The following is a 9,134-nucleotide window of genomic DNA, read 5'->3' as shown; positions in this document are numbered from 1 at the left end:
CACACCCAGTAGCCGAACAGGGTGGTGGGGTAGGCCTGGAACAGCACCGAGAGCCAGGCCTCGGCGTTCCACTGCCGGTAGGTGATCTCAAGCACCTCCACCCCGTTGAACAGCACACTCAGGCCGAGCAGCGGCAGCGTGAGCGCCAGTATCAGGACGGGGAAATCGATCCCCTGTTCGACGAGCCGCCGGCACCGGCCCCGAGGGGCGAGCCCGTGGTTGTTGCGCCCCAGCCGAAAGCCGAGCCCGTGGCCGAACCCGAGCCACAGCCGGCGTTCACGCCCGAGCCCGAGCCCCTGGCCGAACCCGAGCCGGCTCCGGTGCTGCGCGAGGTACCCAAGACCTGGCAGGATGTCTATGTGATCAACCTGATGGCCCGACCCAACCAGAAACTGGAAGGCCACGCCCTGATGCGGGCCCTGACCGATTCCGGTTTCTGCTTCGGCGACATGGACATTTTCCACCGTCACCAGACCCCGACCGGCCAGGGCGAGGTGCTGTTCAGCCTGATCAACATGGTCAAGCCGGGCACCTTCAATCCCAACGCCATGGCCGGCTTCAGCACGCCCGGGGTATCGATCTTCATGCAGTTGCCCAAACCCGGCATGGCCAAGAACCATTTCAACCTGATGGTGCAGACCGCCGAAAACCTGGCCGAGGATTTGGATGCCCTGCTGTTCGACGCCGAGCGCTCGCCCCTGAGTCCGGACTACCTGGCCCACTGCCGCGAGCAGTTGCGGGACTACGACAGCCAGGCCCGCTAATCCCCATTCTGTTGTCAAAGTGCGGCCGGGTGCCGCACTTTTTGTTTGAGCGAAGATCCCATGAGCGACGTCAAAGCCCGAATCCTTGCCCTGCGCGAGCAACTCGATAGCTACAACTACCAGTATTACGTGGAAGACGCGCCCAGCGTGCCCGACGCCGAGTACGACCGGCTGATGCGGGAGCTGGTGGCGCTGGAGCAGGTCCACCCCGAGCTGCTGGACCCGGACTCTCCCAGCCAGAAGGTGGGCGGGGCACCGGTGTCCGCCTTTCCCGAGGTGCAGCATGCCCTGCCCATGCTGTCCCTCGACAACGTGTTCAGCGACGAGGAGCTGGCCGCTTTCGAAAAGCGGGTGATGGACCGGCTGGACCGGGCCGAGCCGCTCGAGTTCTGCTGCGAGCCCAAGCTCGATGGCCTGGCGGTCAGCCTGGTGTACGAGCAGGGCCGCCTGGTGCAGGCGGCCACCCGGGGCGATGGCAGCACCGGCGAGGGCATCACCGAGAACGTGCGCACCATTCGTGCCGTGCCGCTGAAGCTGAAAGGGGAGGGCTGGCCGGCCCGGCTCGAGGTGCGCGGCGAGGTGTACATGCCCCGGGCCGGTTTTGAGAAAATGAACGAAGATGCCCGGGCCGAGGGCGGCAAGGTGTTCGCCAACCCGCGCAATGCCGCCGCCGGCAGCCTGCGCCAGCTCGACTCCCGCGTCACCGCCCGGCGACCGCTGGCGTTCTATTGCTACGGGGTCGGCCTGGTGGAGGGCGACGCCCTGGCCGAGCGCCACTTCGACATCCTGCAACAGTTGAAGGGCTGGGGACTGCCGGTGTGTCCCGAGATCAAGCGGGTGCAGGGCCGGGCCGGCTGTCAGGCCTACCATGACGACATCCTGGCGCGACGCGACCGGTTGCCCTACGAGATCGACGGCGTGGTCTACAAGGTGGACGAACTGGCCCTGCAGCAGCAATTGGGCTTTGTGGCCCGGGCGCCGCGCTGGGCCACCGCCCACAAGTTTCCGGCCCAGGAAGAGCTGACCCGGCTGCTGAAGGTGGAGTTCCAGGTGGGGCGCACCGGGGCCATCACCCCGGTGGCCAAGCTGGAGCCGGTGCCGGTGGCCGGGGTGACGGTGTCCAACGCCACCCTGCACAATGCCGACGAAATCGCCCGGCTGGGGGTCATGGTGGGCGACACCGTGATCGTGCGCCGGGCGGGGGATGTCATTCCCCAGGTGGTGGGCGTGGTGCTGGAGCGGCGTCCGGCAGACGCACAGCCCATCGTGTTCCCCGATCATTGCCCGGTCTGTGACGCCGAGATAGAACGGATCGAGGGCGAGGCGGTGGCCCGCTGTACCGGCGGCCTGTTCTGCGCCGCCCAGCGCAAGGAAGCCATCCGCCACTTCGCCTCCCGCAAGGCCCTGGACATCGAGGGCCTGGGCACCAAGCTGGTGGAACAACTGGTGGATCAGGAGCAGGTGAAGACGCCGGCGGATCTGTTCCACCTGAGCCAGGAGACCCTGGCCGGACTGGAGCGGATGGGCGAGAAGTCCGCCGCCAAGCTGCTGGCCGCCCTGGACAAGGCGCGTACCACCACGCTGCCGCGCTTTCTCTATGCCTTGGGGATCCGCGAAGTGGGGGAGGCCACGGCGCTCAACCTGGCCCGCCACTTCCTGACCCTGGAGGCGGTGATGCAGGCCGAGGTAGAGACCCTGCTGGCGGTGCCGGACGTGGGCGAGGTGGTGGCCAAGCATATCTACTACTTCTTCCGCCAACCCCATAACCAGGAGGTGGTGCGGGCGCTGGTGAGCCCGCGGGTGCAGGGCGGTTGCGGCCTGCACTGGCCGGCGATCGAGGCCGTGCCGGTCGCTGCCCAGCCGCTGGCGGGGCAGACCTTCGTGCTTACCGGCACCCTGAACCGGTTGTCGCGCAACGACGCCAAGGCGGCGCTCCAGGCCCTGGGCGCCAAGGTGGCCGGCTCGGTCTCGGCCAAGACCAGCCAGGTGGTGGCGGGCGAGGCCGCCGGCTCCAAGCTGGTCAAGGCCCAGGAACTGGGCGTGCCGGTGATGGATGAGGACGGGCTGCTGGCGCTGCTGGCCGGACACGGCTGGCAGCCCTGACGGAGAGGGGCTGCCAGCCCCTTTGGTTACCTCAGGGGGTGGTGACGGCGGTAAAGTCCTGGCCCATGCGGCGGAAGGCGTTCAGAGTCAGGCCCTTGTCCCGGATTTCCAGGTAGTGCAGCCTGCCGTCGGCACTGATCACCAGGGTCATGTCCTGACCGGCGCGCAGGTTGCTGAGTGGCTTGTAGGACGGCTCGGCCCGCACCAGGGCGATCAGATCCTGGCCCGGCAGCTGCCACTGGCGGAACAGGGCCGCCAGGGTATCCCCCTGGCCCAGGGTATGGTCGATGCGCCGGCCGCCCTCGGGCACCGGTATTTCCCGGGTCAGGGACGGCTCCAGAGCAATAGTGAGGCTGCCGGTAACGGGCCCCTGCGGGGCCGGCGGCGCCGGTTGCCAGGCCAGCAACAACAGCCACAGCGGCACCAGCACCATCAGGCCGGTGCGGTGTGTCCTGGGCAGCTGGCGCAGTGCCGACAAGGCCCTGCCCACCCCTTGCCGGGCAGGCAGGGTCAACTGGTTCAATTTGGTGCCGAAGGACTCCGGCGTATTACGTTTGGTGACTGGTCTTCGTCTGGTCATGTATAGGCCCTCGCGGGCACAAGTGTATCCGTGGGCCGGTCGCCCGACAAGCGGCGGATAAGGCCCTTTTTCCGCCATGTCCGCTTTTGTTCTGCCCGTCTCCGGCCGCCATCCCGGCCCGCTTCGACAAAGCGTTTAACCCGCCCCGGCCGGGTGCTAAAATGGTCGCCACTTCTAACGTTTCAGGCTCGTTTGGGCTTTTCACCAGCTTAAGGCAGAAAAATGACAGTTAAAACGCGGTTTGCTCCCAGCCCCACCGGTTTCCTCCATGTCGGTGGCGCGCGCACGGCTTTGTACTCCTGGCTTTACGCCCGTCATCACCAGGGCGAGTTCGTCCTGCGCATCGAAGATACCGATCTGGAGCGCTCCACCCAGGAGGCCATCGACGCCATTCTCGAGGGCATGAACTGGCTGGGCCTGGGCTGGGACGAGGGCCCCTACTATCAGACCCGGCGTTTTGACCGTTACAACGAGCTGATCGACCGGCTGCTGGCCGAGGGCAAGGCCTACAAGTGCTACTGCTCCAGGGAGCGGCTGGAAGCCCTGCGCGAGCAGCAGATGGCCAACGGTGAAAAGCCCCGCTACGACGGCACCTGTCGCCATGGTGGGCATGAGCATCCCGCCGGCACGCCCCATGTGATCCGTTTCAAGAACCCGACCGACGGCGCCGTGGTGTTCGAGGACCACGTGCGCGGCCATATCGAGATCGCCAACCGGGAGATGGACGACCTGATCATCCGCCGCACCGACGGTGCGCCCACCTACAACTTCTGTGTGGTGGTGGACGACTGGGACATGGCCATCACCCATGTGGTGCGTGGCGAGGATCACATCAACAACACCCCCCGCCAGATCAATATCTACCATGCCCTGGGCGCGCCCGTGCCCGAGTTCGCCCATGTGTCCATGATCCTGGGCGACGACGGTGCCAAGCTGTCCAAGCGCCACGGCGCCGTCAGCGTGATGCAGTACCGGGACGACGGCTACCTGCCCCAGGCCCTGCTCAACTATCTGGTGCGGCTGGGCTGGTCCAACGGCGACCAGGAGATTTTCTCCCTGGCGGAGATGGTGTCCCTGTTCTCCCTCGACGCCATCAGCAAGTCGGCTTCTGCCTTCAATACCGACAAGCTGTTGTGGCTGAACCAGCATTACATCAAGACCCTGCCGGCCGAGGAAGTGGCAGGCCACCTGGAATGGCATATGCGCGATCAGGGCATCGACTTCGGTCGGGGCCCGGCCCTGGCCGAGGTGGTGAGCCTGTACGCCGAACGCTGCCAGACCCTGAAGGAGCTGGCGGCCCAGAGCCGCTACCTGTTCGAGGATTTTTCCGCCTTCGAGGAGGGCGCGGCCAAGAAGCACCTGCGCCCGGTGGCGGCCGAGCCCCTGGCCCTGGCCCGCACCAGGCTGGCGGAGCTGGCCGACTGGCAGGCCGGCGCCATCCACGAGGTGATCAACGCCACCGCCGCCGAGCTGGAGCTGGGCATGGGCAAGGTGGGCATGCCGCTGCGGGTGGCGGTCACCGGCGTGGGCCAGTCGCCGGCCATCGACGGCGTTATGGCGCTGCTCGGCAAGGACAGGGTACTGGCGCGTATCGACATGGCCCTGGCCTTTATCGCCGAACGGGCCCAGGGCTAACCACCACCTTAAGCGATAGGCTTGAAGCTGGAAGCCAGAAGAAAAACAAACGGCGTCTTGAGACGGCGCCGTTTTTTATTACGCTTCCGGCTTCCGGCTTCCGGCTTCCGGCTTCCGGCTTCCGGCTTCCATCGCTTAAAAAATGACTGGTTGAACGGCTTTTTTTATTTTGTGGTTGACACTAAAGTGCCCCCTGCCTATTATGCGCCTCGCTCGCAGGGACAAGGTCCCCGAGAGACTTAAGCGGGGCTATAGCTCAGCTGGGAGAGCGCTTGCATGGCATGCAAGAGGTCGGCGGTTCGATCCCGCCTAGCTCCACCAAGATTTCTTGGTAACCCCTTAAGTCATTTCTGCCAAATGGGGCTATAGCTCAGCTGGGAGAGCGCTTGCATGGCATGCAAGAGGTCGGCGGTTCGATCCCGCCTAGCTCCACCAAATTTGGTCGGTGGTTACAGTGGAAATGAATGAGGTCGGCGACAAAGGTTGCCCCGTTCGATTCCGCCTAGCTCCACCAGGCGGCAGAAAAACACCAGTAAAACAGCATTGTTTTGGGGCTATAGCTCAGCTGGGAGAGCGCTTGCATGGCATGCAAGAGGTCGGCGGTTCGATCCCGCCTAGCTCCACCAAAACAATCTGACCCGAATTCGGGGCTATAGCTCAGCTGGGAGAGCGCTTGCATGGCATGCAAGAGGTCGGCGGTTCGATCCCGCCTAGCTCCACCATATTTAGTCGGTGGTTAGAGTGCATTGAACGAGGTCGGCGACAAAGGTTGCCCCGTTAGATCCCGCCTAGCTCCACCAAACAGAAAGCCGCTGCAGAGATGCAGCGGCTTTTTGCTTTTCCGTGGTTCCTCCGCCTCTGGCCTTTTTTGCCGCCGCCACGCACAATGGAAAAAACTCAAACGAGGCTGGTTTTATGGAGGCGTTCGCCGATATCTTTGCCCGGGCCTGCGCCCGCCACGGCGGCGAGGTCGCGCTCCGGCAGCGTATCGCCACCCCGCGCTGCACCCCCGACCAACTGGCGGCCATTCCCGACGACCGCTGGCTGTCTTCCTTCACCATGAGCCTGTTCCAGTCCGGCTTCGTCTGGGAGGTGATCCGCCAGAAGTGGCCCGATTTCGAGCGGGCCTTTTTCGGCTTCGCGCCGGAGAAGATGCTGCTGCTCGACGAGCATCACCTGGAACGGCTCAACAACGACGCCGCCATAGTGCGCCATGCGAAGAAAATTGCCGCCGTGCCGGTCAATGCCCGCATGGTGCTGGAACTGGGGAAGCCCCACGGCGGCTTCGGCGCCTTCGTGGCCAACTGGCCCGAGGCGGACCGGGTGGGACTCTGGCAGGAGATCAAACGCCATGGTCGCTTGCTGGGCGGCAATATCGCCGCCTATGGCCTGCGCCGTCTGGGGGTGGACACCTTTATCTTTACCCCCGACGTCACCGCCTACCTGATCAACCACCGGGTGGTCGACGCAGGGTTAGGCAGTCGCAAGGGCATGCAGCAGGCCCAGGCGGCCTTCAACGAGTGGCGCCGCCAGAGCGGGTTCGGCTTCGGCGAGATCAGCAAGACCCTGGCCTGCTCCCTCGGTTAGGGCTCCAGGTAGGGGGTCAGGAAGGCGTGCACCTGGCGGGCGATCAGCGGCTGGGCCTCGGCGGTGGGGTGGATGCCGTCGTCCATCATCATGCCGTGCTCATTGAGCAGCGGGGCCACGAAGAAGGGCAGCAGCGGCAGTTCGTGCCGTTTGGCCAGCTTGTCGAAGATGCCCTCGAACTGCTCCAGGTAGCGGCGGCCGTAGTTGGGGGGCAGGCGAATTTCGGTCAGCACCACCCGGGCGCCGGCCCGGTCGGCGAGCGCTATCATGGTGTCGAGGTTGCGCTCGATAAGCGGGGGCGGCAGCCCGCGCAGGCCGTCGTTGCCGCCCAGCTCCAGCACCACCAGGCTGGGCTGGTGGCGTTCCAGCAGGGGCGGCAGCCGTTGCAGGCCGCCCTGGGTGGTATCGCCGCTGACGCTGGCGTTTACCACTTCCACATTGCGCCCCTCCCGGCGCCATTGCTCGGCCAGCAGCCGGGGCCAGGCCTGGTCGGCATTCATCCGGTAACCGGCGCTCAGGCTGTCGCCGAGGATCAGAACGGTGTTAGCATGGGCGACGGATGACACCAACAGCAGTATCGTCAAAAGGATACGAGGCATGACAACTTCTCCGATCATCAGGGTGGCCGGCCTGACCCACAGGGTCGGTCTGGGCGACACATCACTGACCATCCTTCAGGGGATAGGGCTGGAAGTCAAGCCCGGGCAGAGCCTGGCCCTGGTGGGGGCGTCCGGCTCCGGCAAGTCCACCCTGCTCGGGCTGCTGGCCGGCCTGGACATCGCCAGCGAGGGCGACATCGAGATCCGCGGCCAGTCCCTGGCCGCCCTGGACGAAGAGCAGCGGGCCTTGCTCAGGGCACGGCATATCGGTTTCGTGTTTCAGTCCTTCCTGCTGCTGCCCACCCTCACCGCCCTGGAAAACGTCATGCTGCCCGCCGAGCTGCAGGGCCGCAGCCAGTGCCGGGAACGGGCGTTGCAGCTGCTGGCACAGGTCGGACTGGCCGAGCGGGTGCGCCACTTTCCCAGCCAGCTGTCCGGCGGCGAGCAGCAGCGGGTGGCCATCGCCCGCGCCTTTATGACCGAGCCGGACATACTGCTGGCGGACGAGCCCACCGGCAACCTGGATCACCATACCGGTGCCCAGATCATCGAGCTGCTGTTCCGCCTGAACCGGGAGCACGGCACCACCCTGGTGATCGTCACCCACGACGAGGCCCTGGCCGGCCGTTGCGAGCGGCGCCTGCTGATGAGTGCCGGTCGCCTGGAGGAGCAGCATGCAGAGTCTTAGCTGGCGCCTGATCTGGCGCGAGGCGGGGCGGGGGCCGCTCCGGCTGTTTGTGCTGGCCCTGGCCCTGTGCGTGGCCAGCATTCTCAGCGTGAGCCTGGTGGCGGACCGCCTCAACAGCGCGCTCAAGGTGTCGGGGCGGGACTATATCGCCGCCGATCGTATCCTTACCGGCAGCCGGGCGGCCCGGGAGGAATGGCTGCGGGAGGCGGAAGGGCGGGGACTGGGAGTGTCCCGTACCCAGTCGTTCCAGAGCGTGCTGTTTGCCAACGACGAGCTGCAGCTGGCCAGCGTCCGGGCGGTGGACGACGCTTTTCCGTTTTACGGTGAACTCCAGTTGAGCCCCGCCGGCCGGGTACGGCCGGGCACCATCTGGCTGTCCGCCCGCCTCCTGGCGCTGCTACAACTGCAACCAGGCGACAAGGTCGAACTCGGCAATATCGAACTCGAGGTGGCGGGAGAACTGGTGAAGGAGCCGGACGAGGGCTTCTCGCCCTTCCTGCTGGCGCCGCGCGCGCTGATCCACCTGGACGACGTGGCCGCCACCGGCATCTTTATGGAGGGCAGCCGGGCCCGTTACCGCTACCTGTTCCGGGGCGATGAGGCCGGGCTGCAGGCCTATGCCGACTGGCTGCGGCCGCAGCTGCAGCAGGGCCAGCGCTGGCGCGGCCCGGACGACGCCGATACCCCGGTGGCCCGCTCCATCAGCCGGGCCGAACAGTTCTTCCGGCTGGCGTCGCCCACCGGGGTGCTGCTCGGCATCCTGGCCATGGCCATCGCCCTCGGCTATTTCTCCCGCCGGGAGCAGGATCGCATCGCCCTGCTCAAGACCCTGGGCGCGGGGCGCCGGCAACTGCTGGCCTGGCTCGGCCGGCTGCTGGCCGGTCTGCTGCTGCTGGGGGCCGGCCTGGGTGCCCTGGCGGGCTACGGCCTGCACAAGCTTATCCTGCTGAGCCTGGGGGAGGTGCTCGACATCCCGCTGCCGCCGCCGTCCATCATGCCCTTCGCGGTGGCGGCGGGGCTGGCGCTGCTCACCACCCTGATGCTGTCGGTGGTGCCCCTGCTGCGGCTGTTGCGGGTGCCGCCCCTGCGGGTGCTGCGCAATGAGGCCGAGGCCCGCATCTCTCCGTGGTGGAGCGCCGGCATACTGCTGGCGGGCAACCTCGGCCCCGTCCTTTTTA

Annotated in this window: 8 protein-coding genes and 4 tRNA genes; 10 read left to right on the top strand and 2 right to left on the bottom strand. The window is 66.2% G+C overall.

What is annotated here, in order from left to right; all coding sequences use genetic code 11:
- The first annotated feature begins 35 nt into the window (after positions 1 to 35).
- Positions 36 to 764 carry a cell division protein ZipA gene (gene zipA / locus CGX12_RS17825; RefSeq protein WP_094041173.1) on the top strand — a complete coding sequence of 243 codons (729 nt, stop codon included), beginning with the start codon at positions 36 to 38 and terminating at the stop codon, positions 762 to 764.
- Between the two features lie 60 nt (positions 765 to 824).
- A complete protein-coding gene (gene ligA, locus CGX12_RS17820; RefSeq protein ID WP_094041174.1) occupies positions 825 to 2,867 on the top strand; it encodes an NAD-dependent DNA ligase LigA in 2,043 nt (680 codons plus the stop codon).
- A 31-nt stretch (positions 2,868 to 2,898) separates the two neighbouring features.
- Here the strand turns inward: ligA and CGX12_RS17815 are convergent, their stop codons facing one another.
- Entirely contained in the window at positions 2,899 to 3,447 is a 549-nt protein-coding gene (locus tag CGX12_RS17815) for a LysM-like peptidoglycan-binding domain-containing protein (RefSeq protein WP_094041172.1), read from the bottom strand.
- A gap of 222 nt (positions 3,448 to 3,669) precedes the next feature.
- Between CGX12_RS17815 and gltX the strand changes: the two genes are divergently transcribed.
- From gltX to CGX12_RS17785, 6 genes are all read left to right on the top strand, one after another.
- A complete protein-coding gene (gltX, locus tag CGX12_RS17810) occupies positions 3,670 to 5,082 on the top strand; it encodes a glutamate--tRNA ligase (RefSeq protein ID WP_094041171.1) in 1,413 nt (470 codons plus the stop codon).
- Positions 5,083 to 5,327: 245 nt separating this feature from the next.
- Positions 5,328 to 5,403 (top strand) — tRNA-Ala (locus CGX12_RS17805).
- Positions 5,404 to 5,441: 38 nt separating this feature from the next.
- Positions 5,442 to 5,517 (top strand) — tRNA-Ala (locus tag CGX12_RS17800).
- A 115-nt stretch (positions 5,518 to 5,632) separates the two neighbouring features.
- Positions 5,633 to 5,708, top strand: a tRNA-Ala gene (locus CGX12_RS17795).
- A gap of 20 nt (positions 5,709 to 5,728) precedes the next feature.
- Positions 5,729 to 5,804, top strand: a tRNA-Ala gene (locus CGX12_RS17790).
- Between the two features lie 193 nt (positions 5,805 to 5,997).
- Positions 5,998 to 6,669, top strand: a complete 672-nt coding sequence (locus CGX12_RS17785) for a DNA-3-methyladenine glycosylase I (RefSeq protein WP_094041170.1) — start codon at positions 5,998 to 6,000, stop codon at positions 6,667 to 6,669.
- Here CGX12_RS17785 and CGX12_RS17780 read toward each other — a convergent pair.
- Positions 6,666 to 7,268: an arylesterase gene (locus tag CGX12_RS17780; protein ID WP_094041169.1), complete on the bottom strand. Its 603-nt coding sequence runs from the start codon at positions 7,266 to 7,268 to the stop codon at positions 6,666 to 6,668. The two genes, CGX12_RS17785 and CGX12_RS17780, sit on opposite strands and share 4 nt — an antisense overlap.
- On the opposite strand from CGX12_RS17780, the gene CGX12_RS17775 reads away from it, so the two are divergent.
- The gene (locus CGX12_RS17775; protein ID WP_094041168.1) at positions 7,267 to 7,956 is read left to right on the top strand and encodes an ABC transporter ATP-binding protein; all 690 of its coding nucleotides are present in this window, start codon (positions 7,267 to 7,269) and stop codon (positions 7,954 to 7,956) included. The two genes, CGX12_RS17780 and CGX12_RS17775, sit on opposite strands and share 2 nt — an antisense overlap.
- Positions 7,943 to 9,134: ABC transporter permease (locus CGX12_RS17770; protein ID WP_142995670.1), on the top strand; the 1,192-nt coding region annotated here is incomplete at its 3' end. The genes CGX12_RS17775 and CGX12_RS17770, both read left to right, overlap by 14 nt.

Source organism: Zobellella denitrificans (genome assembly GCF_002237365.1).
Lineage (GTDB): Bacteria > Pseudomonadota > Gammaproteobacteria > Enterobacterales > Aeromonadaceae > Oceanimonas > Oceanimonas denitrificans.
The sequence above is the reverse complement of the archived record's forward strand: the minus strand, read 5'-3'. Positions and strand labels throughout refer to the sequence as shown.

What these genes read in the sequence shown, in the direction of transcription:
- ligA (WP_094041174.1), top strand. Translation starts at nt 825, where the DNA reads ATGAGCGACGTCAAAGCCCGAATCCTTGCCCTGCGCGAGCAACTCGAT.
- CGX12_RS17815 (WP_094041172.1), bottom strand. Translation starts at nt 3,447, where the DNA reads ATGACCAGACGAAGACCAGTCACCAAACGTAATACGCCGGAGTCCTTC.
- gltX (WP_094041171.1), top strand. Translation starts at nt 3,670, where the DNA reads ATGACAGTTAAAACGCGGTTTGCTCCCAGCCCCACCGGTTTCCTCCAT.
- CGX12_RS17785 (WP_094041170.1), top strand. Translation starts at nt 5,998, where the DNA reads ATGGAGGCGTTCGCCGATATCTTTGCCCGGGCCTGCGCCCGCCACGGC.
- CGX12_RS17775 (WP_094041168.1), top strand. Translation starts at nt 7,267, where the DNA reads ATGACAACTTCTCCGATCATCAGGGTGGCCGGCCTGACCCACAGGGTC.
- CGX12_RS17780 (WP_094041169.1), bottom strand. Translation starts at nt 7,268, where the DNA reads ATGCCTCGTATCCTTTTGACGATACTGCTGTTGGTGTCATCCGTCGCC.